The organism is Mesorhizobium sp. M2D.F.Ca.ET.226.01.1.1, from assembly GCF_004022705.2.
GTDB lineage: Bacteria > Pseudomonadota > Alphaproteobacteria > Rhizobiales > Rhizobiaceae > Mesorhizobium.
Map to the genome: position 1 here is coordinate 218,541 of NZ_RZOY02000009.1, position 22,696 is coordinate 241,236.

Annotated in this window: 21 protein-coding genes; 7 read left to right on the forward strand and 14 right to left on the reverse strand. The window is 64.0% G+C overall.

What is annotated here, in order from left to right:
• Positions 1–7: 7 nt before the first annotated feature.
• The 8 genes from EN869_RS21695 to EN869_RS21725 form a co-directional block, all read right to left on the reverse strand.
• Positions 8–823: an ABC transporter permease gene (locus tag EN869_RS21695; protein ID WP_127227748.1), complete on the reverse strand. Its 816-nt coding sequence runs from the start codon at positions 821–823 to the stop codon at positions 8–10.
• Positions 813–1,718: an ABC transporter permease gene (locus tag EN869_RS21700; RefSeq protein ID WP_189341246.1), complete on the reverse strand. Its 906-nt coding sequence runs from the start codon at positions 1,716–1,718 to the stop codon at positions 813–815. Before EN869_RS21700 ends, EN869_RS21695 begins: the two co-directional genes overlap by 11 nt.
• A gap of 127 nt (positions 1,719–1,845) precedes the next feature.
• Complete coding sequence (locus EN869_RS21705) at positions 1,846–2,844, reverse strand: ABC transporter ATP-binding protein (RefSeq protein ID WP_127227750.1); 999 nt, start codon at positions 2,842–2,844, stop codon at positions 1,846–1,848.
• A 172-nt stretch (positions 2,845–3,016) separates the two neighbouring features.
• Positions 3,017–4,171: an ABC transporter substrate-binding protein gene (locus EN869_RS21710; RefSeq protein ID WP_127227751.1), complete on the reverse strand. Its 1,155-nt coding sequence runs from the start codon at positions 4,169–4,171 to the stop codon at positions 3,017–3,019.
• A 215-nt stretch (positions 4,172–4,386) separates the two neighbouring features.
• On the reverse strand, positions 4,387–4,938 hold the full coding sequence (locus EN869_RS21715; protein ID WP_245489463.1) for a methyltransferase domain-containing protein: 552 nt from the start codon (positions 4,936–4,938) through the stop codon (positions 4,387–4,389).
• Positions 4,919–5,209, reverse strand: coding sequence for a methyltransferase domain-containing protein (locus tag EN869_RS35125; RefSeq protein ID WP_245489462.1), 291 nt, complete (start codon positions 5,207–5,209; stop codon positions 4,919–4,921). The genes EN869_RS21715 and EN869_RS35125 overlap by 20 nt, the downstream gene beginning before the upstream one ends.
• Before the next feature lie 89 nt (positions 5,210–5,298).
• The gene (locus EN869_RS21720; RefSeq protein ID WP_127227752.1) at positions 5,299–6,204 is read right to left on the reverse strand and encodes a LysR substrate-binding domain-containing protein; all 906 of its coding nucleotides are present in this window, start codon (positions 6,202–6,204) and stop codon (positions 5,299–5,301) included.
• 51 nt (positions 6,205–6,255) lie between these two features.
• A complete protein-coding gene (locus EN869_RS21725) occupies positions 6,256–7,020 on the reverse strand; it encodes a DeoR/GlpR family DNA-binding transcription regulator (protein ID WP_127227753.1) in 765 nt (254 codons plus the stop codon).
• A 389-nt stretch (positions 7,021–7,409) separates the two neighbouring features.
• Between EN869_RS21725 and EN869_RS21730 the strand changes: the two genes are divergently transcribed.
• Positions 7,410–8,294 (forward strand): phosphotransferase family protein, encoded by an 885-nt coding sequence (locus EN869_RS21730; protein WP_127227754.1) that lies wholly within the window; start codon positions 7,410–7,412, stop codon positions 8,292–8,294.
• The gene (locus tag EN869_RS21735; RefSeq protein WP_127227755.1) at positions 8,291–10,732 is read left to right on the forward strand and encodes an FAD-dependent oxidoreductase; all 2,442 of its coding nucleotides are present in this window, start codon (positions 8,291–8,293) and stop codon (positions 10,730–10,732) included. The genes EN869_RS21730 and EN869_RS21735 overlap by 4 nt, the downstream gene beginning before the upstream one ends.
• Positions 10,733–10,744: 12 nt before the next feature.
• On the opposite strand, the gene EN869_RS21740 is transcribed toward EN869_RS21735, so the two are convergent.
• Positions 10,745–11,377, reverse strand: coding sequence for a class I SAM-dependent methyltransferase (locus EN869_RS21740; protein ID WP_127227756.1), 633 nt, complete (start codon positions 11,375–11,377; stop codon positions 10,745–10,747).
• 101 nt (positions 11,378–11,478) lie between these two features.
• On the opposite strand from EN869_RS21740, the gene EN869_RS21745 reads away from it, so the two are divergent.
• On the forward strand, positions 11,479–12,378 hold the full coding sequence (locus tag EN869_RS21745) for a phosphotransferase family protein (RefSeq protein ID WP_127227757.1): 900 nt from the start codon (positions 11,479–11,481) through the stop codon (positions 12,376–12,378).
• A gap of 10 nt (positions 12,379–12,388) precedes the next feature.
• On the opposite strand, the gene EN869_RS21750 is transcribed toward EN869_RS21745, so the two are convergent.
• From EN869_RS21750 to EN869_RS21760, 3 genes are all read right to left on the reverse strand, one after another.
• Positions 12,389–12,862: a DUF805 domain-containing protein gene (locus tag EN869_RS21750; protein ID WP_127227758.1), complete on the reverse strand. Its 474-nt coding sequence runs from the start codon at positions 12,860–12,862 to the stop codon at positions 12,389–12,391.
• 139 nt (positions 12,863–13,001) lie between these two features.
• Entirely contained in the window at positions 13,002–13,925 is a 924-nt protein-coding gene (locus tag EN869_RS21755; RefSeq protein WP_127227759.1) for a DMT family transporter, read from the reverse strand.
• 81 nt (positions 13,926–14,006) lie between these two features.
• Positions 14,007–15,287 carry an amidohydrolase family protein gene (locus EN869_RS21760; RefSeq protein ID WP_127227760.1) on the reverse strand — a complete coding sequence of 427 codons (1,281 nt, stop codon included), beginning with the start codon at positions 15,285–15,287 and terminating at the stop codon, positions 14,007–14,009.
• A gap of 174 nt (positions 15,288–15,461) precedes the next feature.
• Here EN869_RS21760 and EN869_RS21765 point away from each other — a divergent pair, with 174 nt between their 5' ends.
• Entirely contained in the window at positions 15,462–17,216 is a 1,755-nt protein-coding gene (locus tag EN869_RS21765) for an ABC transporter ATP-binding protein (RefSeq protein ID WP_127227761.1), read from the forward strand.
• A gap of 207 nt (positions 17,217–17,423) precedes the next feature.
• Here the strand turns inward: EN869_RS21765 and ilvD are convergent, their stop codons facing one another.
• Positions 17,424–19,268: a dihydroxy-acid dehydratase gene (gene ilvD / locus EN869_RS21770; protein ID WP_127227762.1), complete on the reverse strand. Its 1,845-nt coding sequence runs from the start codon at positions 19,266–19,268 to the stop codon at positions 17,424–17,426.
• Positions 19,269–19,452: 184 nt separating this feature from the next.
• Here ilvD and EN869_RS21775 point away from each other — a divergent pair, with 184 nt between their 5' ends.
• The 3 genes from EN869_RS21775 (at position 19,453) to EN869_RS21785 (ending at position 20,945) form a co-directional block, all read left to right on the forward strand.
• Entirely contained in the window at positions 19,453–19,797 is a 345-nt protein-coding gene (locus EN869_RS21775) for a metalloregulator ArsR/SmtB family transcription factor (RefSeq protein WP_127227763.1), read from the forward strand.
• Between the two features lie 114 nt (positions 19,798–19,911).
• Complete coding sequence (locus tag EN869_RS21780) at positions 19,912–20,442, forward strand: SRPBCC family protein (protein WP_245489461.1); 531 nt, start codon at positions 19,912–19,914, stop codon at positions 20,440–20,442.
• Between the two features lie 32 nt (positions 20,443–20,474).
• Positions 20,475–20,945: a VOC family protein gene (locus EN869_RS21785; RefSeq protein ID WP_127227765.1), complete on the forward strand. Its 471-nt coding sequence runs from the start codon at positions 20,475–20,477 to the stop codon at positions 20,943–20,945.
• 85 nt (positions 20,946–21,030) lie between these two features.
• Here EN869_RS21785 and EN869_RS21790 read toward each other — a convergent pair whose 3' ends face one another.
• Positions 21,031–22,623, reverse strand: a complete 1,593-nt coding sequence (locus EN869_RS21790; RefSeq protein WP_127227766.1) for a peptide chain release factor 3 — start codon at positions 22,621–22,623, stop codon at positions 21,031–21,033.
• Positions 22,624–22,696 lie beyond the last annotated feature (73 nt).

The window sequence follows — 22,696 nt, forward strand, 5'->3', positions numbered from 1 at the left end:
AATATGGTTATTTGCCCGAACCGGCGATCTGGTCGCCGTCGCGGGTCAGGTAATAGGCAAAGAGGATCGGCAGCAGCGTCACCAGCACGACGACCATGGCCACGACATTGGTGACCGGGCGCTGGCGCGGGCGGATCAGCTCCTCGAGCATCCAGATCGGCACCGTCTGCTGCTGGCCAGCGGTGAAAGTGGTGACGATGACCTCGTCGAAGGACAGCGCGAAGGCGAGCATGCCGCCGGCGAGCAATGCGGTCGCGATGTTCGGCAGCACGACATGCCTGAATGTCTGAAAACCGTCGGCGCCGAGATCCATCGAGGCCTCGATCATCGAGCCTGACGTGCGGCGGAAACGGGCGACGGCGTTGTTGTAGACGACGACCACGCAGAAGGTGGCGTGGCCGAGCACGATCGTCCAGAACGAGAACGGGATGTCGGCGAGCGCGAAGGCGGAGCGCAGGGCAATGCCGGTGATGATGCCGGGCAGCGCGATCGGCAGGATGACCAAAAGCGAGATGGCCTCGCGGCCGAAGAAGCGCGTCTGCGACACGGCGGCGGCGCAAAGCGTGCCGAGCACCAATGCGATGGCCGTGGAGATGGCGGCGACGCGGACCGACAGCGACAGCGCATCCCAGACGTCCGGCCGGTTCCAGGTGACGGCAAACCACTGCGTGGTCAACCCTGGCGGCGGCCACACAAAACTCTTCTCCTCCGTCGTGAAGGCATAGACGAAGATCAAGAGGATCGGCAGATGCAGGAAGAGCAGGCCGCAGGCGGCGGCGATCTTCAGGCCGAGCGGAGCGGATTGGCCACGGTCAGAGCGCATCGAAAGCCCCCATGCGCTTGGCGCCCCAGAGGTAGAAGCCCATGATGACGATGGGCACCACGGTGAAGGCGGCGGCCAAAGGGATATTGCCGGCCGTGCCCTGCTGCGAATAGACGGCCTGGCCGATGAAGAGCCGCGAGGTGCCGATGATCTGCGGGATGATGTAGTCGCCCAAGGTCAGCGAGAAGGTGAAGATCGAGCCGGCGACGATGCCGGGCAGCGCCAGCGGGAACAGCACGTTGCGGAAGGTCTGGCCCGGCGAGGCGCCGAGATCGGACGAGGCCTCGACCAGATTGCCGGGCACGCGCTCGAGCGCCGCCTGCACCGGCAGGATCATGAACGGCAGCCAAACATAGACGAAGACGATGAAGGTGCCAGTAAAGGAGACCGACAGCGAGTTGCCGCCGACGACCGGCAGCGACAACCAGGCATCGAGCAGCCAGAGCAGGTTCAGCTTGGCGAGCAGCCAGGTGAGGATGCCTTCCTTGGCGAGGATCAGCTTCCAGGCATAGATCTTGACCAGGTAGCTGGACCACAGCGGCAGCATGACGCCAAGATAGAACAGCGCCTTCCAGCGGCCGCGCGCATAGCGCGCCGCGTAATAGGCGATCGGGAAGGCGATGACAGCCGAGGCAAGCGTAACCAGCGCCGCCATCGTCACCGTGCGCAGGATGATGTCGAGATTGGCGGCCTGGAACAGGTCGCCATAGGTCTTCAGCGTGAACTCGCGGTTGATGAGGCCGGAAAACTCGTCGATCGAGAAGAAGCTTTGTGCCAGCAAGGCAAAGAGCGAGCCGATATAAACGATGCCGAGCCACAGAAGCGACGGCGCCAGCATCAGCGTGAGTAAAAATTTCGGCCGGCGCCAGAACAGGTCGGAGAGCGCGCCGCGCATTCCGCCGCTGCCCGGCAGGATGGCGGGGGTTGGGTTGGATTGAACAGCGGCGATGGTCATCGCGCCACCGCGTGTTGAAGGGGATTATGGGAGAGGCCGCGATCCTTCGTCCTCGCGCAAACCTTCGTCATGCCGGCTCGTCCATCAGGTGCAGACTGTCGCGATTGAAGGTGAGCATCACCGCCTCGCCCTCGGCCGGCAGCGACGTTCCCGCCGGCACCACCGCATGCAGCCTCAGCCCATCGGCATCGAGCGCCAGCCTCGTGGTGGCGCCGAGATAATTGGTGCCGACCAGGCGCGCGGCAACGCCGTCGCCACTGGTCGCGCTTGAAACGCGGATGGATTCCGGGCGCAGGCTGCCCCAGCGATGCTGGCCGGAATAGCGTTGCACGAAATCGGGCGGCAGCACGTTCGACGAGCCGACGAAATCGGCGACGAAGCGCGTGTTCGGCCGCTGGTAGATATCTTCCGGCGTGCCGACCTGCATGATCTTGCCGTCGTTGAAGACGGCGACGCGATCGGCCATGGAAAGCGCCTCGCCCTGGTCGTGGGTGACGAACACGAAGGTGATGCCGAGCACTTTTTGCAGCGACTTCAGCTCTTCCTGCATGTTCTCGCGCAGCTTGAGGTCGAGTGCGCCGAGCGGTTCGTCGAGCAGCAGCACCTTGGGTTGGTTGACCAGCGCGCGGGCAAGCGCGACGCGCTGGCGCTGGCCGCCGGAAAGCTGGCCGGGGCGACGCGTGCCGTAGCCGGGCAGACGCACCAGCGACAGCGCCTCTTCCGCCGCCTTCAGCCGCTCGGTCTTACCGACACCCTTGACCATCAGGCCGTAGGCGACGTTGTCGAGCACGTTGAGATGCGGGAACAGCGCGTAGTCCTGGAACACGGTGTTGACGTTGCGGCGATAGGGCGGAACGCCTTCGGCGCGCTCGCCGAAGATCGAGATCGAGCCGGCCGTCGGCTGCTCGAAACCGGCGATCAGCCTAAGGCATGTCGTCTTGCCGGAGCCGGACGGGCCCAGCATGGCGAAGAACTCGCCCGCCGCGATCTCCAGATCGACCGCATCGACGGCGCGCACGCTGCCGAAATGGCGCGAGACTTGTTTGAAGGAAACGGCAGAGGTCATGGGCCTGTTTGTTTCGTTGCCGGTTTAGTGGGGATGCGCGACGCCCTACCTCCCCCTCGATGAGGCAGGTCGCGGCGAAGCCGCGGGTGGGGGTGACTGGCGCGAACCGATCAGACAGCCCCCACCCCGACGCTGCGCGTCGACCCTCCCCACAGGGGGAGGGTAAAGAGCGTTACCGCCCGCCGATGACGCCGATATAGTCCGACACCCAGCGGTAATAGGGCACGCACTGGTCGTTCTGGCTGGCGCATTTCGACACTGGCGTCTTCCAGAACTTGATCTTGTTGAAATTGTCGTAGCCGTTGGTCTTGCAGCCTTCGTCGCCAAGCAGCTCATTGCCCTTGCAGGCGGCGGGCACGACGGGCAACGAGCCGAACCAGGCCGAGACGTCGCCCTGGACCTTCGGCGAGAGCGAGTGCTCGAGCCACTTATAAGCGCAGTTCGGATGGGCGGCGTCGGCTTCCATCATTGTGGTGTCGGCCCAGCCGGTGACGCCCTCTTCCGGCACGGTCGAGGCGACGGGCTTCTTGGCGGCGACCAGCGTGTTGACCTGATAGGGCCAGGAGCCGGATGCAACCACGCCCTCGTTCTGGAAGTCGTCGACCTGGATCGCGGCATCATGCCAGTAGCGGCCGACCAGCGTGCGCTGGGTGCGCAGCAGCTCAAGCGCCGCCTTGTACTGGTCTTCATTGAGCTCGTAGGGGTCCTTGATGCCGAGTTCCGGCTTGTGGAACATCAGGTAGTTGGCGGCATCCGCGATGTGGATCGGGCCGTCATAAGCCTGGACGCGGCCCTTGTTCGACTTGCCGTCGGGCAGCTTCATCTCCTCGAAGACGACGTTCCAGCTCTTGGGTGCTTCCTTGAAGACGTCGGTGTTGTACATCAGGATATTCGGGCCCCATTGGTAGGGAACGCCGTAATGCACCTTGTCGACGGTGAACCAGGGCGCGTCCTTCAGGCGGTCGTCGACGGTCTTCCAGCTCGGGATGAGATCGGTGTTGATCGGCTGCACGCGTTTGCCCGCGACGAGGCGCAGCGATGCATCGCCCGAAGCGGTGACCAGGTCGAAGCCGCCCTCGTTCATCAGCGAGACCATCTCGTCAGAGGTGTTGGCAGTCTTGACGTTGACCTTGCAGCCGCTTTCCTTCTCGAAAGCCGTCACCCAGTCATAGTTCTTGTCGGTCTCGCCGCGCTCGATATAGCCTGGCCAGGCAACGATGTTGACCTCGCCCTCGCCCTTGCCGATTTCCTTGACCTGGGCCACGGCCTGACCGGAAAAAGTCAGCGCGACAGTCAGCGCCGTGCACGACTTCAGGAATGCATTCATCATCGATCTCCCCATTTGGGCGCATGACCCCGAAACCGGTCCGATTTCAGGAAGGATCATGCGCAGACTCAAAAACGACAGGGCGTGTCTTGCCTTGTCAGCAGCGCTCTCAGGGCGCGGCTTTGTTCCCTGGGGCAAAAAGTGCTGTGAAAAATCAGGTTTCGCAAATTCATTTATCAGAAAGCCGATATCGGTTTTTCCGATATCAAACGCCTTCAAGCCAGCGCCGTGACCAGCCAGCAGGCGGCAATGAAATCAGCCTTGCCGTCTGTCACGAAAGGCGCGAATGCAGCAGGCAGGGCTGCGGTGATCTTTTCGGCCGTTGCCCGGTCAAGCTCGCGCAGCGCAGCGCCGACCGGTCCCAGGCGGGTCGCATATGTCATCAGATGATCCTCAGCGATCTGACACGGGACGTCCGCCCGTTCGACTTTGATCGACGACCAGCCGCTCGCCTCAAGGATCCGCCTCACCCTGGCGCCGTCAGCGAAGGCAAACTGCCCCGGCGCCTCGGGGTCTGGCGCGGGTGCGGGCGGCAGGAAAGGTGCTGCCGCTCGCGCGGCGGTCGTCATGAAATCATTCTCGCGCGGACTCCGCCAAGCAACAAAGGCGAGCTTGCCACCGCGCATCGCGGCCTGACTTATGTTGTTGAACGCCGCCACGGGATCGTCGAAGAACATGACGCCAAAGCGCGAGACAACGGCATCGAAGCGTCCGGATTCGAACGTATATTGCTGAGCGTCGCCCACTTCAAAACTCGCGTTTGCCACCTCTCCCACCCGCAAGCGGCCGCGAGATATCGAGCCCGACACATTGGCCGCCACTGCCGACGCGGCGCGCCATCGCCAGGGTCGTGGCGCCGGCGCCGCAGCCGATGTCCAGGGCGTTGCCCCCTTCCCCGGGGTAGCCGGCATCCACCACCAGGCTCTCGAACGGCGCCAGCACGCCGTCGAGGATCGGCTGCATCTCGACCCAGGCCTTTCCGCTGGCGTCGTTCCAGAGAGCGGCTTGCTGTGTGTTTGGCTGCGCGGATTGCGGCATGGCGGACCTCGCTTTCAGTTGCCCTCATCGATCGCTGCCGGCACTCTACGAGTTCAAGCCGACCGTTTCACACTTTTCCTGAAATTGCTTCAGCGGCGGACCATGCGCTGCGACTGCGCGAGGCCGATGAAGTCGCGCGCCGACTGCGGCAGGCTGGAGCCGCGACGCCAGACCATGCCGACCTGGACCACCGGCAGCGAGCCGGAAATATCGCGCGATTCGATACGGTCGCCTTCCAGCGACCACGGTCGGTAGACGAGGTCCGGCAGCAGCGCCACGCCGGCGCCGGTGGCCACCAGGCTGCGCACCGCTTCCACCGAACGCGTGCGGAAAGCGACATGCGGCCTGGCGCCGATCGCCGACAGAAGCTTGCCGGTGTTCTCCTCGATCTCGTCGACGGTGAGCATGATCAGCGGCTCGGACGCGATGTCACCGATCGAGATGATGTCGGCGCTGGCCAGCCTGTGGCTGAGCGGGATCCACAGCCGGTAGGCCGAGACTTCCAGGATTTCCGACTGCAATGCGGTGCGGTCGCGCAGATTGGACGTGACCATGACGGCAATGTCGAGCTTGCCGCCGACCAGAAGGTGCTCGAGATAGTCGCCATTGTCCTCGATGGCCGAAACCTCGACGCCCGGATAGGCGCGGCGGTAGCGCGCAAGCAGATCGGACAGCACATATCCGGCGACCAGCGAGGTTACGCCGAGCTGCAGGCGGCCGCCGGCGACGGCCTGGTCGCTGGAAAAGGACCGGCGCGCGTCGGAGACATCGGCCAGGATCTTGGTCGCGTGGCGCAGGAACTGGTGGCCTTTATGGGTGATGTTCAAGCCGCGCGGATGGCGCTCGAACAGCTCGACGCCGAGATCGCTCTCCAGCTCCTTGATCGCCTCGGTGACCGATGATTGCGAAATCGACAGGTTCTGCGCGGCGCCCGAGACGGTGCCCTGCTCGGCGACGGCGACGAAGAACTGCAACTGACGGATGGTGAAGGCCATGGCCGGACTAAACACCGGCACGACCGGGAAAGAAAGAAGGGCTTTGTTGCGTTAGGCCGCCGCTATGCTGAGCCGCGCGCCAGCCTGGCTCAGCGCGGCGGCGACGTCATGCGGCGGCGGCTGGTCGGTGGCAAGCTCGGAAAAGCCGTCGAAGCCGCAGACCCGGACCAGGCCCTGGCGACCGAATTTGGTGTGGTCGGTGATGACCAGCGAGCGCTGGCCGCGCGACAGCACCATGCGGGCGAATTCCGCTTCGTCCAGATCATAGTCGGTCAGGCCGGCGACGGCGTCAACCGCGCCGATCGAGATCACCGCATGATCGACCGAGAAGCGGCTCACGAACTCGATTGCCGAAATGCCGAAGGCCGCGCCTGAATCGCTGCGCAGCTCGCCGCCGGCCATATAGACCTTGTTGCCGTTCACCGTCGCCAGCGTGCGAGCAATGTCGGAGGAATTGGTGACCACCGTCAGCCGGCGGTGCCCGAGCAGCTCACGCGCCAGGAAGGACGTGGTCGTGCCGGTGTCGAGCATGATCGCCTCGCCATCGCGGATGGTGGCCGCGACCATCCTGGCGATCAGGCGCTTGGCTTCGGCATTCTCGCGCATGCGCCGCTCGAACGGCGCCTCGCCCACCATCGAGGCAAGTCCCACGGCGCCGTGCATCTTCAGCACCGAGCCGTCATCGGCGAGCGGCCTGACGTCGCGCCGCACTGTTTCCAGCGAGACACCGAGACGTTCGGCAAGGCTGGCTATGGTGATCGTGCCCTCCTCCTTGAGGATGCGCAGGATCGCGCCATGCCGTTTCGAGTGGATCATCATGGATGTCCGGAATTTTGACCGAATTTAAGGCTTTGACAACGCTTTGAAAGAAGTTGCTTATATTTTCGGGCAAAACACCCAAAAAAGGTCACAGCTTTTGATTGACAGTTCCGCCGCCACGGCATGAGAGTGGTTGCAAGGGACAGGGTCGGAACTGCTAGCGGGAGGGTAATGGCAGAGCCGCAACCTAGTGACCAGATCGTCTGGAAACAGCCAGACGCGGGCCTTTATCGAATCCGCGGGGGCGGATGCCGGGCTCCTAAACCTGGCCAAGGGGCTCGTCGGTGCGGTGCGGGATACCGATCCTGGCGTCTCGCACCGACGAGGCTCTTTTGCTCTGTCCCATCGCTGTTTTCCGGAGGACCGGCTTGGGCCGGAGCAAAGCCGTGAGTGCCGAGGACCGCATCCGCGCCCTGCCGTGCTGGAGCGGCAGCATCGAGATCGCGCCGCTGCCGGGCGGCCTCAGCAATGCCAACTATATCGTCACCGACGCCGCCGGGCAGCATGTCGTGCGCTTGGGCCAGGACTTCCCGTTCCACCATGTCTTCCGCGAGCGCGAGGTGATGACGGCGCGGGCCGCGCATGCGGCTGGATTCGCGCCTGCCGTCCACTATTCCGAGCCCGGCATTCTGGTGACGGCGTTTCTCGGGGCGAAGACCTTTCTCGGCGAGGACGTGCGCGCCAATCTCGGCCGCGTGGCGGCACTGCTGCGCGGCTTCCATCGCGAGATGCCGAACCATGTGTCCGGCGCCGGCTTCATGTTCTGGGTGTTCCACGTCATCCGCGACTATGCCCGCACGCTGGACGAAGGCGGCAGCCGTAAGAAGGATCAGCTGCCGCGTTACCTTTCGCTCGCCGACGAGCTCGAGCGGGCGCAGAAGCTTTTGCCGATCGTCTTCGGCCATAATGATCTTTTGCCGGCCAATATACTCGACGACGGCCAGCGGCTGTGGCTGATCGATTTCGAATATGCCGGTTTCAACACGGCCATGTTCGACCTTGCCGGCGTCGCCTCGAATGCCGGCATGAGTGATGACGAATCCTTCGCCTTCATGACCGCCTATTTCATGAAGGAGCCGGACACCGAAATCCGCCGCTCGCACGCCGCCATGCAATGCGCCTCGCTGCTGCGCGAAGCGATGTGGAGCATGGTCTCCGAACTCTATCTCGACGCGCCCGGTATCGACTACGTCGCCTATACCGAGGAGAACCTCGTGCGACTCGATGCGGCGCTCGAGAACTACCGGACGAAATACGGACCAAAGTCATGACCTTGCCCAGTCATGCCGGGATCGTTGTCATCGGCGGCGGCATCATCGGCTGTTCCACCGCCTATCATCTGGCGCGCGACCACAAGGCCGACGTGGTGCTGCTCGAGCAGGGCAAGCTGACCTCAGGCTCGACCTGGCACGCCGCAGGGCTGGTCGGGCAGTTGCGCTCGTCCGCCTCGATCACGCGCGTGCTCAAATATTCGGTCGAGCTCTACAAGGGGCTCGAGGCCGAGACGGGTTTGGCCACCGGCTGGAAGATGACCGGATGCCTTCGATTGGCGACGAACGCCGACCGCTGGACCGAGTTCAAGCGGCTGGCGACGACGGCCAAGAGCTTCGGCATGGACATGCAGCTCTTGTCGCCGGCCGAGGTGAAGCGCATGTGGCCGCTGATGGAGACCGGCGACCTGGTCGGCGCTTCGTGGCTGCCGACCGACGGGCAGGCAAGCCCCTCCGACATCGCCCAGTCGCTCGCCAAGGGCGCGCGCATGCATGGCGCGAAACTGTTCGAGGACGTGCGCGTCACCGGCTTTGACATGAAAGAGGGCCGCATCACCGCGGTGAAGACCGAAAAGGGCAACATCGACTGCGACAAGGTGGTGAACTGCGCCGGGCAATGGGCACGCCAGGTCGGCGCGATGGCCGGCATCAACGTGCCGCTGCAGCCGGTCAAGCACCAATACATCATCACCGAGAAGATAGCGGGCCTCGCGACCGACGCGCCGACGATCCGCGACCCGGATCGGCGAACCTATTTCAAGGAAGAGGTCGGCGGGCTGGTGATGGGCGGCTATGAGCCGAACCCGCAGGGCTGGACGACAGGAGATGTGCCCAACGACTGGGAATTCCGCCTGTTCGACGACGATTACGATCATTTCGAACAGCATATGACGCAGGCGATCGCGCGGGTTCCTGCCCTGGAAACCGTCGGCGTCAAACAGATGATCAACGGCCCGGAAAGTTTTACGCCGGACGGCAATTTCATCCTCGGCGCGGCGCCCGAATGCGCCAACATGTTCGTCGGCGCCGGCTTCAATGCCTTCGGCATCGCATCCGGCGGCGGCGCCGGCTGGGTGCTGGCGCAATGGGTGGTCGACGGAGAGGCGCCGCTCGACCTTTGGGTGGTCGACATCAGACGCTTCTCCGGCCTGCATCGCGACCGCGACTGGGTCCGCGACCGCACGCTGGAAGCCTATGGCAAGCATTACACGATCGGCTTCCCGCATGAGGAATATCTGACCGGACGGCCGCGCATCGTCTCGCCGCTCTATGAGCGGCTGAAGAAACATCGCGCCGTGTTCGGTTCCAAGCTCGGCTGGGAGCGACCGAACTGGTTCGCGCCCGACGGCGCGGCCGCCGAGGACGTCTATTCGATGGACCGGCAGAACTGGTTCGGCCCGGTCGGCGACGAGCACCGGCACGTGCGCGAAAAGGTCGGCATCTTCGACCAGTCCTCCTTCGCCAAATATGAGCTGACCGGCACCGATGCGCTGAAGGCGCTCGACTGGATCTGCGCCAACGACATCAACAAGCCGGTTGGGCGACTGACCTACACGCAGCTTCTCAACACGCGCGGCGGCATCGAGGCGGATCTCACCGTATCGCGGCTCGGCGAGGACAGGTTCTATATCGTCACCGGCACCGGCTTTCGCACGCATGACCTGTCCTGGATAGGCGACCATATCGGCGCCGGCCTCGACGCAAGGCTGAAGGACGTCACGGAGGAGTACGGCACGCTGTCGCTGATGGGCCCGCGCGCCCGCGACGTGCTGTCGGCGGTGACCGATGCCGACGTCTCGAACGCGGCCTTCGCTTTCGGCCATGCGCGCGAGATCGCGATCGCCGGCCATAGCGTGAAGGCGCTGCGCGTCACCTATGTCGGCGAGCTTGGCTGGGAGCTGCATGTGCCGATCGCCGCCACCGGCGAGGTTTTCGACGCGCTGATGGCGGCGGGCAAGGCGCATGACATTCGCCCGGTCGGCTACCGGGCGCTGGAATCGCTTCGACTGGAAAAAGGCTACCGCGCCTGGGGCTCCGACATCACGCCGAACGACACGCCGCTGGAGGCGGGGCTGGGCTGGGCGGTGAAGCTTCGCAGGAACACGGATTTCGTCGGGCGCAGGGCGCTGGAGAAAGCGGCCGGCAAGCCGCTGACGAAACGCTTTGCCGGCTTCTCGGTGGACGACCCGGAGATCGTGCTGGTCGGGCGCGAGACGATCCTGCGCAATGGCGAGCCGGTCGGGTATCTGACCAGCGGCGGCTACGGCTACACGGTGGAGAAGAACATCGGCTACGGCTATGTGCGCAACGCCGATGGCGTCAGCGACGAGCTCCTCGCCTCCGGCGATTACGAACTGGTGGTGGCGATGGAACGTACGGCGGCAAAGATCCATCTCGAGGCGATGTACGACCCGGCCGGCGCGAAGATAAAGGCCTGACCGCCGGGCCGGTCAGTTGACGCGCAGCACCAGGCCCCGGCTCGGAACGGTATCACTTTCGCCGGGCATCGAGGCATAGGGCCGCGTTTCCTCGACGCGTGTCAGTCGGCCCCGCGCTTCGAGCTCGGCGATCCGCTCGGCGAAGCCGGCCTGCCAAAGCGTGTTCTTGACCGTCAAGACGATGACACCGCCGGAACGGCAGATGCGGATCAGTTCGTCCAGGCCCTCGACCCCGACATGGCCGGAGGTGAAGACGCCCGCCGAAATAATCCCTGCATAGGCGCCGTCGGCGAAGGGCAGAGCGTCGCCCATCGCCAGGCGATGCAGCGCCGTGTAGACGCCCTTGGCGCCGGCCTTGTCCAGCATGCCTTGCGAGATGTCGAGCGCTTCGACCTTCGGATAGCCGGTGATGGAAAGCCATTCGCCGATCAGGCCGGTGCCGGCGCCGGCGTCGAGCAGGGGTTCGGCGCCGCGCGGCAAATGCCGGGCAAGCAGCGCCAGGCAGATCGTCGGGTGGCGATAACCGGCGGCCGACATGTCCGCGTCGTAAGTGTCCGCCCAGCTGTCATAGATCGCGGCGACTTCCTCCGGCCGCTTCGCCGCATAAGCGGCGCCCAGCGCGCTGTTTTGCCTGCCGTCTGTCATTGCTGCTCCCGCCGCCCGACTCTCGTTCAACGGATGATAGCCAAGCCGCCAAAATTGTGGAACCGTCAGTCCCGCGACAAATGGCGTGAAGGGGACACGACGTGACCGACGATTTGCGCGCGGCGCTGGCAACCGTTCCGGTCCTGGCGGGCTATGATGGACCGCTGGAGCGGCTCGGCGGCCTGACCAACATGGTCTACAGAGCAGGCGACGTGTGTCTGCGCATTCCCGGCAAAGGCACGGAAGAGTATATCAATCGCGCCAACGAGGCGGTGGCGGCGCGAGAGGCGGCCAAGGCCGGCGTCAGCCCCGAAGTGCTTTATGCCGATCCGGAAACCGGCCGCATGGCGACGCGCTTCATCGCCGGCGCCGAGACGATGTCGCCGGAGAAGTTCAAAACGCGCAAGGGGAGCGCGGCCCGCGCGGGCGAGGCCTTCCGCAAGCTGCACAGGTCGGGCGCGGTGTTTCCCTTCCGCTTCGAACTGTTCGCGATGATCGACGACTATCTCAAGGTCCTTTCGACCAAGGATGTGGCGCTGCCCGCGGGCTACCATGACGTCGTGCGCGAGGCGGGCAGCGTGCGCGCCGCCCTTGATGCGCACCCGATCGAGCTCGCCGCCTGCCATTGCGATCCGCTGTGCGAGAATTTTCTCGATACCGGCGAGCGGATGTGGATCGTCGACTGGGAATATTCCGGCATGAACGATCCGCTGTGGGATCTCGGCGATCTCTCCGTCGAGGGCAAGTTCAATGAAGCCCAGGACGAGGAGTTGATGCGCGCCTATTTCGGCGGCGAGGCGCGACCGGCCGAGCGCGGGCGCGTCGTCATCTACAAGGCGATGTGCGACCTCTTATGGACACTGTGGGGGCTGATCCAGCTTGCCAACGACAATCCGGTCGACGATTTCCGTGCCTATGCCGATGGCCGCTTCGCCCGCTGCAAGATGCTGATGGAGACGGCGGAATTCTCAGGCCATTTGGCGGCAGTGCGCCTGGGCTAGAGCCGGCGCTCTACCTGAACACCCTCTGGATCTCGTTCAACGACCCTGCTTCGTCGGACTTTTTGCAATACCAGATGAGCAGCGCAATACTGCCGATGGGGAAGAATCCCGCAAGCAGCTGATGCCAGCCGCTTCTGTTGACGTCATGCAGACGGCGCGCGGTCATGGCAAGTGTCGGCAGAAGAACGGCCAGATTCCAAAGCGACGAGACGGCTTCGTTTCCTACAAAGATATCGACTATGCCCATAAGAACGGCGACGATGACAATGAAGAGGTAGGAATACCAGAACTCCGAGCGGCTGGCCCTGCCGGAGAAGTTCACATAGTTTCGGAAAAAGCTTGCAATCGCTTCACCGAAGTTCATTGACGGTGGCGTGTCACCAAAACGATTGACGCCGGCTGGCGGCGCCCTCAAGACAAACAACAATGGCAAGCCGAGAAGGATTAGAACTATCAGCCAATGCCATATCGAAAAACTGCCCATGATTTCCCCCAACACCCCAATCTCGGGAGCTATGGATATCCTGCCTACCCCGCCGGAATCAATCGTAGATTGCACCCAATAGGCGATTTGCACTGCAAAATACTTTGTGGACGGAAGGCTGGGGCGAGGTGGCCCGAGTCTAATTGACGCCCTTCGGCACGTTCTCCGGTGGCACTTCGGTTTCCACCACCTTCTGGCGGTGGAAGATGAACAGGCCGGCGAGCACAACGATGGCAGCGCCGATCAAGATGCGCAGGCTCGGCACGTCGCCGAAGAAGGCCAGGCCAAAGACGATCGCCCAAAGAAGCAGGCTGTAATGCAGCGGCGCCAGCGTCGAGGCCGGCGCCAGCTTCAGCGCCCTTGTGATCATCAGATGGGCGGCACAGGAGACGACGCCGAGCAGGAGCATGGCGCCAAAATCGAGCGCCGATGGCGTGCGCCAGGCGCCGACGGCAAGTACGCCGCCGACCAGCAGCGTGCCGATGGTCTGCCAGGTGACCAAAGTCGTGTCGCTGGTGCCGCGTAGCAGACGGCTCAGGATGATGGCGAAGGCGAAAGCGATGCTGCCGACCAGCGCGAAGCCGGAAGACATGGAGAAAGCGGCCGAGGACGGCTTCAGGATGATCAGCACGCCGCAGAAGCCGATCAGGATCGCCAGCCACCGCCGCCAGCCGACCTTTTCGCCAAGCAGCAGGTGCGACAGCGCCGCGACATAGATCGGCCCGGCCATATAGAAACTCATCACGTCGGCAAGCGGCAGGTAGACGACGGCGGCGTAGAAAAGCGCGGTATCGGTGGTGGTGGCGACGACGCGCAGGACCTGCAGAAGCGGCCGTTCCATGTGAAAGAGCCTACCCGCGCCCTGGTTGGCGATCATCGGGCCGAGCACGATGAAGGCGCCGATGGAGCGGATCAGCACCACCTGGCCGACCGAGAAGGAGGCGACCAGCCATTTGCCCATCGCGTCGTTGAGCGCGAACATGAAATCGCCCGCCAGCATCAAAAGGATGCCGGCGAGCAGGACATTCCTGATCGTGAAATTGCGGGCGACGGTCTGAACCATGCGGCTCCCTAGCTCCACACCGCCGGTTTGACGAGGGAAATTCAGCCGATCGGTGAGACCAGCAGCGGGAATCGGCTGGTTCTAGCCGGCTTTGTGCCGGCGGTTCACCTGCGAGGGCCGCCCCGAGATCGACAGCCTGGTCTCCTGCCGGATCCGCTCGGCCACCACATTCCCCCTGGCGATGACGCAGAGGCGTTCGGGGCGCAGGCGCACGGCCTCGATCGGGTTGCCGGCGTCGAGCACGACGAGGCTCGCCCGCTTGCCGACCGCAAGGCCGAGATGATCGAGGCCCATGATGGCGGCGTTGACGTTGGTGACCATGTCGAAGCAGCGCGCCATGTCGGCCGGGCTCGACATCTGCGCGACGTGCAGGCCCATGAAGGCGACGTCGAGCATGTCGGCGGTGCCTAGCGAATACCACGGGTCGAGCACGCAATCCTGGCCCCAGCCGACGCGGATGCCGAGTGCCTGCATCTCTTTAACCCTGGTCAGGCCGCGCCGCTTCGGGAACGTGTCGTGGCGCCCCTGCAGCATGATGTTGATCAGCGGGTTGGGGATGGCCGAGACGCCAGCCTCGGCAATCAGCGGCAACAGCTTCGAGACGTAGTAATTGTCCATCGAATGCATGGACGTCAGATGCGAGCCGGCCACCCTGCCCTGCAGGCCGAGGCGCTGGGTTTCGTACGCGAGCTGCTCGATATGGCGCGACAGCGGATCGTCGGTCTCGTCGCAATGCATGTCGACCATCAGGCCGCGCTTGGCGGCAATCTCGCAAAGCTCCGTCACCGAGCGGGTGCCATCGGCCATGGTGCGCTCGAAATGCGGAATGCCGCCGACGATGTCGACGCCCATGTCGAGCGCGCGGATGGTGTTTTCGCGCGCCGTCGGCGAGCGATAGAGGCCGTCCTGCGGAAACGCCACCAGCTGCAGGTCGATATAGGGCGCGACAGTCTTCTTGACGTCGAGCAACGCCTCCACCGCGAGCAGCCGGTCGTCGCAGATATCGACATGGCTGCGAATGGCGAGAAGCCCCATCGACACGGCCCAGTCGCAATAGGCGAGCGCGCGCTCGCGCACCGCCTCATGCGTCAGCAGCGGCTTCAGCTCACCCCAGAGCGCGATGCCTTCGAGCAATGTGCCCGACGCATTGATGCGCGGGATACCGTAGGAGAGTGTGGCGTCCATATGGAAATGCGGATCGACGAAGGGCGGCGAGACCAGATTGCCGCGCGCGTCGATCTCGGTCGGCGCGGAGCCCGGCAGTTTCTGCTCGATCGCGGCAATGGTCTCGCCGGCAATGCCGATATCGGCAATCCTGCCATCCGGCAGCGTGCCGCCCCGCACGATGAGGTCGAAATCCATCTGTCGTCACCCCTTCCAAGAATCGGCGCCTATCGTGGCCGAAAAGACAGCCTGAAGCAGCCTTTTCTTTGCCCGGCCGCCGAAAGGTTCCATCGCGCCGCAACTCGCTCTATAAGCCGCCTCGCGCTCTCGTGGCGAATCCGAAATTCGTGCAGCCAGACACAGGATCGGCCGTTGTTTCGTTTCTTCCGCTCGACGGAAAACCAGCGCCTCATCGCGAGGCTGGTGAGGGAGTCGTTCCACGATCATAAATTCGGCTATGGCGCCGCCATAGTGTCGATGCTGGTGGTGGCCGCTATGACCGGCGCCAGCGCCTGGATCCTGCGCGAGATCACCAACGAATTCGTCGTCTTCAAAAGGCTCGACCGCGTCAACCTGATCGCGGCCGGGGTCGCGGCGATCTTCCTGCTCAAGGGCCTTGCCAGCTTCGTCCAGGCCTATTTCATGAGCCGGGTCGGCAACGCCATCATCGCCGACCGGCAGCGCAAGATCTACGATCGCATCCTGGCGCAGGGCATCGAGTTCTATCATTCGACGTCGTCATCCGAGCTGATCGCCCGCATGACCAACAATGCGCAGGCCGCGCGCAGTGTGCTCGACCTCGTCGTTACCTCCTATGTGCGCGACCTGGTGACGCTGATCGTGCTGGTCGGGGTCATGGTCTGGCAACAGCCGGCGCTGTCCTTGATCTGCTTTGTCGTCGGGCCGGTGGCGATTTACGGCGTCAACCGCATCCTGAAGCGCGTGCGCAAGATCGCGGCGATGGAGTTCATCTCGCTCGGCCAGATCGTGCACGTGATGCAGGAAACGGCGATCGGCGTGCGCGTCGTCAAATCCTTCAATCTCGAAGGCGCGATGCGCAAGCGCATGCACAAGGCGGTGTCGGACGTCGAAACCCGCGCCAACAACATCGCGACGCTGGAGGCCGCCACCAGCCCGGTGATGGAAACGCTGGCCGGCCTGGCGATCGCCGGCGCCGTGCTGGTCAGCGGCCTCCTGGTGCTGCAGGGCGGCCAGATGCCGGGCAACATCATGGCCTTCATCGCAGCACTTCTGCTGGCCTATGAGCCGGCAAAGCGCCTGGCGCGGGTGCGCATCTCGCTCGAGACCGGCATCGTCGGCGTGCGCATGATGTTCCAGCTCGCCGACCGGCCCCTGACGCTCGCCGAAAAGCCGGGCGCCAAACCGCTGCAAGCAGGCCCAGGTGAAATCCGCTTCGACAATGTCAGCTTCGCCTATCCGGAAAGCCCGCCTGTGTTCGAAGACCTCAACCTGACATTGGCGGCCGGCAAAATGACGGCGCTGGTCGGGCCGTCGGGCAGCGGCAAGTCGACGATCCTCAACCTGATCATGCGCATGTATGACCCGCAGACCGGCAGGGTGCTGTTCGACGGCCAGGACATTTCCTTCGCCACGCTCGATTCTCTCAGGCGCAAGATCGCCTATGTCAGCCAAGATACGTTCCTGTTCGCCGGCACTGTCATGCACAACATCCGCCTCGGTCGCGAGGACGCCACCGACGCGGAGGTGATCGCCGCTGCCAAGGCCGCCAACGCGCATGAGTTCATCAGCGCCATGGCCAAGGGCTATGAGACGGAGGTCGGCGAGAACGGCTCGCTGCTGTCCGGCGGCCAGCGCCAGCGCATCTCGATCGCGCGCGCCATGCTGCGCGACGCCGAGATCCTGCTGCTCGACGAGGCGACCAGCGCGCTCGATGCCGAGTCTGAAGCGCTGTTCCGCGACGCGCTGCAGCAGCTCACCGTCGGCCGCACGACGATCGTGATCGCGCACCGGCTGTCGACGGTGCATCAGGCTGATACGATCGTGGTGCTGGAAAAGGGCAAGGTGCAGGAGAGCGGCCCGCACAAGACCCTGCTCAAGCAGGGCGGGCTTTACCAGAAGCTCTATGAATATCAGCTGATGCCGTAGCGCCGACTTCCCCTTCTCCACTTGTGGGAGAAGGTGGATCGGCGCGCAGCGCCGAGACGGATGAGGGGTGTTGGAAGAAACGAGGCGTTGAAGAATAGGATGCTTCAAGCGCCCTTTTCTTCATTGTCGCGATCCTTCCAACACCCCTCATCCGTCGCCTTCGGCGACACCTTCTTCCACAAACAAGGGGAGAAGGGGGAGCCTAGTTTACTCCGGCACTTTCCGCACCGCGCCCTTGTCGGCGCTGGTGGCGAAGGCGGCGTAGGCGCGCAGCGCGGTCGTCACCTTGCGCTTGCGCTTTTCCGCCGGCTTCCAGGCGTCCGCGCCCCTCGCTGCCATCGCCTTACGGCGCGCTTCGAGTTCGGCATCGCTGACGGCAAGCCGGATGGTGCGGTTGGGGATGTCGATCTCGATCGTATCGCCTTCCTGGACCAGGCCGATCGCGCCGCCCTCGGCGGCTTCCGGCGAGACGTGGCCGATCGACAGGCCGGACGTGCCGCCGGAGAAGCGACCGTCGGTGATCAGCGCGCAGGCTTTGCCTAGGCCTTTCGACTTCAGATAGCTGGTCGGATAGAGCATTTCCTGCATGCCCGGGCCGCCACGCGGCCCTTCATAACGGATGACGACGATGTCGCCGGCCTTGATCTCATTGCCGAGGATCGCCTTGACGGAAGCGTCCTGGCTTTCGAAGACCCGGGCCGGGCCGGTGAATTTCAGGATCGATTCATCGACGCCGGCGGTCTTCACAATGCAGCCGTCGAGCGCCAGATTTCCTTTCAGCACTGCGAGGCCGCCGTCCTTCGAGAACGGCGTCTTTGCCGAGCGGATGACACCCGTCTCGCGATTCGTGTCGAGTTCGTCCCAGCGGCGGTCCTGGCTGAAGGCCACCTGGGTCGGCACGCCGCCGGGCGCGGCGCGGAAGAACTCGCGCACATTCTCGGCCGAGCTGCGCGAAATATCCCAATGGTCGAGCGCTTCGCCAAGCGTTGCCGTGTGCACCGTCGGCAGGTCGCGGCTGATCAGGCCGGCCGCGTCGAGCTGGCCGAGGATCGCCATGATGCCGCCAGCGCGATGGACGTCCTCCATATGCACGTCGGACTTGGCGGGCGCCACCTTGCACAGCACCGGCACCTTGCGCGACAGCCGGTCGATGTCTTCCATGGTGAAGTCGACATCGCCTTCGTGCGCGGCGGCCAGGATGTGCAGCACTGTGTTGGTCGAACCGCCCATAGCGATGTCGAGCGCCATGGCGTTCTCGAAAGCGCCCTTGGAGGCGATGCTGCGCGGAAGCGCTGTCTCGTCTTCCTGCGCGTAATACCGCTGGGCGAGATCGACGACGAGATGGCCGGCCTCGACGAACAGGCGCTTGCGGTCGGCATGCGTTGCCAGCGTCGAGCCATTGCCGGGCAGCGACAGGCCGAGGGCCTCGGTCAGGCAGTTCATCGAATTGGCGGTAAACATGCCCGAGCACGAGCCGCAGGTCGGGCAGGCCGAGCGTTCGATGACCTTGACGTCCTCGTCGGAGATCTTGTCATCGGCGGCGGCGACCATGGCGTCGACCAGATCGAGTGCCTGCGCCTTGCCGGCCAGCACCACCTTGCCGGCTTCCATCGGGCCGCCGGAGACGAAGACGGTCGGGATGTTGAGGCGCAGCGAGGCCATCAGCATGCCGGGCGTGATCTTGTCGCAATTGGAGATGCAGACCATCGCGTCGGCGCAATGCGCGTTGACCATGTATTCGACGGAATCGGCGATCAGTTCGCGCGACGGCAGCGAATAGAGCATGCCGTCGTGACCCATGGCGATGCCGTCATCGACGGCGATGGTGTTGAATTCCTTGGCGACGCCGCCGGCCTTTTCGATCTCGCGCGCGACGAGCTGACCAAGGTCCTTGAGATGCACGTGGCCCGGCACGAACTGGGTGAAGGAATTGACTACTGCGATGATCGGCTTGCCGAAATCCGAATCCTTCATGCCGGTGGCGCGCCATAGGCCGCGGGCGCCGGCCATGTTGCGGCCATGGGTGGTGGTGCGGGAACGATAGGCAGGCATCGAATTGTCCTTGCTGGCTGGCCACGCCGATGCGCGGCGGGCGGCGCTCAAACTTTAGTCGGCAGGGGTTATAGCGGCCATGATCCGGCATGACCACCATTTTGCACTGCGCCAGGAAGCTGGTTGACCGTCGGGATCGATTTGTATATAGCCATTTAGGCATATAACCTTTTGGCTATCTAACATGAACCAACTCGACACTACCTTTGCGGCGCTTTCCGACCCGACGCGGCGCGCCATTCTCGCTCGGTTGATCGAGGGTGAGGCCTCGGTGATGGAACTTGCCGAGCCTTTCGCCATGAGCCAGCCGTCGATCTCGAAACATCTCAAAGTGCTCGAGAACGCAGGCCTGATCTCGCGCGGCCGCGACGCGCAGCGCAGGCCGTGCCGGCTCGAAGTGAAACCGCTGGCCGAGGCCACCGAGTGGCTGGAGCGCTACCGCAAGATCTGGGAAGGCAATTTCCAGCGGCTCGACGCCTTGTTGGGCGCATTGCAGGCCAGCAAGAACCCGGGCGAGACGGAACAATAGCCGAAGCCGGACGTATGCGGCCTATGGCACGGCCTGATCAGAAAAATAGCAGGCGTGTCGGACCGTCGCCCGGCCGGACGTCCTTGGAGCAAGCGAACACGAAGAGGACATTCAATGAGCACCACGAGACTGCCGGGTTCCACCGTGGCGACGCTGACCATTACAACCCCCAGCGATCGGGAGGTTCGCGTAACCCGCGTCTTCGACGCGCCGCGGCCGATGGTGTTCGACTGCTGGACTGTCCCGGAGCTGCTCAAGGGCTGGCTGCATGGTCCGGACGGCTGGCGGCTGGAGCTGTGCGAGATCGACCTCAGGGTGGGCGGAGCGGCGCGCTACGTGTGGCGTCATCGGGACGGCCAGGCGATGGGCATGAGCGCGACCTATCGCGAGATCGTCCGGCCAAGCCTGATCGTGGCCAGCGAATTGTTCGACGACGACTGGACCGGCGGCGAGACGCTCGGAACCGTGGCTTTCACCGAGGTCGACGGCAAGACGCTGCTGACACAGACGATCCTCTACGCATCGCAGGCCGCGCGCGACGGCGCGCTCGGCACCGGCATGACCTCGGGCATGGCCGACAGTTACGCGCAGCTCGATGCCTACCTTGCTTCGCTGCAGAACGCGGCCGCCAAAGGCGCCGCCTGACCCTTCCCCAAGAAAGCACAAAGGAGAAAACGATGCAGAAGATCACCACCTTCCTGTGGTTCGACACCCAGGCCGAAGACGCGATGAACCACTACATCTCCATCTTCAAGAATTCGAAGGTGCTGAGCGTGACGCGCTGGCCTAAGGGCCATCCGCAGCAGGACCAGGTGCTGGTCGCCTCGTTCGAGCTCGACGGCGTTCAGTTCCTGGCACTCAACGGCGGGCCGCAATACAAGTTCACCGAAGCGATCTCGCTGTCGATCGACTGCAAGACGCAAGCCGAGGTCGATCATTTCTGGACCAGGCTTACCGAAGGCGGCGGCGAGCCAGGACCTTGCGGGTGGCTGAAGGACAAGTTCGGCGTTTCCTGGCAGGTGGTGCCGGAGCAGTTGCCTCGGTTGCTTCAAGATCCCGACCGGGGGAAGGCCGGCCGCGTCATGGACGCCATGATGAAGATGGGCAAGATCGAGATCGACAAGTTGGAAGCGGCGGCCCGAGGTTGAGTGAGATCTTAAGCGTCAGCGCCGCCCCTCATCCGCCCTTCGGGCACCTTCTCCCCGTGAAACGGGGAGAAGGGAAGAAGCAGCACTACGCCGCCTTGTCGCGGACCTGGTAGTCCTTGACGGCGGTGAAGCGGATCGCTTTCCAGCGCTCGGCCTCGTAGTTCAGCGAGAAGGCGTGCTGGGCAAGGAAGACCGGGTCGTTGTCGAGGTCGCGGGCGATATCGCCGCGATGCGATTCGATGAAGCGAAGCACCTCCGCCTTGTCGTCGGCCGAGATCCAGCGGCAGACGGAGAAGCGCGACATCTCGAAATCCACCGGCAGAGTGTATTCGATATTGAGCCGCTCCTTCAGCACGTCGAGCTGCAGGGCACCGACGACGCCGACGATGGCCGGCGAGCCGTCTTCGGGCGAAAACAGCTGCACGACGCCTTCCTCGGCCATCTGATGCAGGGCTTCCTTCAGCTTCTTGGCCTTCATGGCGTCGCCGAGGCGGACCCGGCGCAGGATTTCCGGGGCGAAGTTCGGCACGCCGCGGAACAGGATCTCCTCGCCCTCGGTCAGCGTGTCGCCGATGCGCAGCGTGCCGTGGTTGGGGATGCCGACGACATCGCCGGCGAAAGCCTCGTCGGCGGTGACGCGGGTGCGGGCGAAGAAGAATTGCGGCGCAGACAGGCTCATCGGCTTGCCGGTGCGCACCAGCTTGGCCTTCATGCCGCGCTCCAGCTTGCCCGAGCAGACACGCACGAAAGCGATGCGGTCGCGATGGTTGGGATCCATGTTGGCCTGGATCTTGAAGACGAAGGAGGTCATCTTGTCCTCCGTCGCCTCGACCAGACGTTCGTCGGCTTCCTGGGCGCGCGGCGGCGGACCATAGGCACCGAGCGCCTCGATCAGGTCGCGCACGCCGAAATTGCGCAGCGCCGAACCGAAATAGACGGGCGTCAGATGGCCTTCGCGGAAAGCGTCGACATCGAGCGGCCGGCAGGCCTCGCGCGCGAGCTCCAGTTCCTCGATGAAGTCGTTGCGTTCGTTTTCCGGCAAAAGCCCGGCGACGCAATTGGAATCCGGGCCGTTGACCGGCGTGCGCTCCTTCTCATCGTCGCTGCGGCGCACCGCGTTCTGCGCCAGATGATAGGTGCCGGAAAATGTCTTGCCGCGGCCGATCGGCCAGGTGACGGGCGCGGTGTCCAGCGCCAGCTTCTGCTCGATCTCGTCCAAAATCTCGAACGGATCGCGGCTCTCGCGGTCCATCTTGTTGACGAAGGTGATGATCGGGATGTCACGCAGACGGCAAACCTCGAACAGCTTCAGCGTGCGCGGCTCGATGCCCTTGGCGGCGTCGATGACCATGACGGCCGAATCCACCGCCGACAGCGTGCGATAGGTGTCGTCGGCGAAATCCTCGTGGCCGGGCGTGTCGAGCAGGTTGAAGACGTTGTCGTCATATTCGAAGGTCATCACCGAGGTGACGACCGAGATGCCGCGCTCGCGCTCGATCTTCATCCAGTCGGACCGCGTCTGGATGCGGTCCTTCTTGGCCTTGACCTCGCCGGCAAGCTGGATGGCGCCGCCGAACAGCAGCAGCTTCTCGGTGAGCGTGGTCTTGCCGGCGTCGGGGTGGGCGATGATCGCGAAGGTGCGACGGCGCGCAACCTCTTCAGGTATCGTTTCGGGCATTTCTTTTAAGGTGTTCCGTGTGACAGGCGGCGCTTCTACCAGCGTGGCGCCGGCCTGTCGACATGGGGCGGGC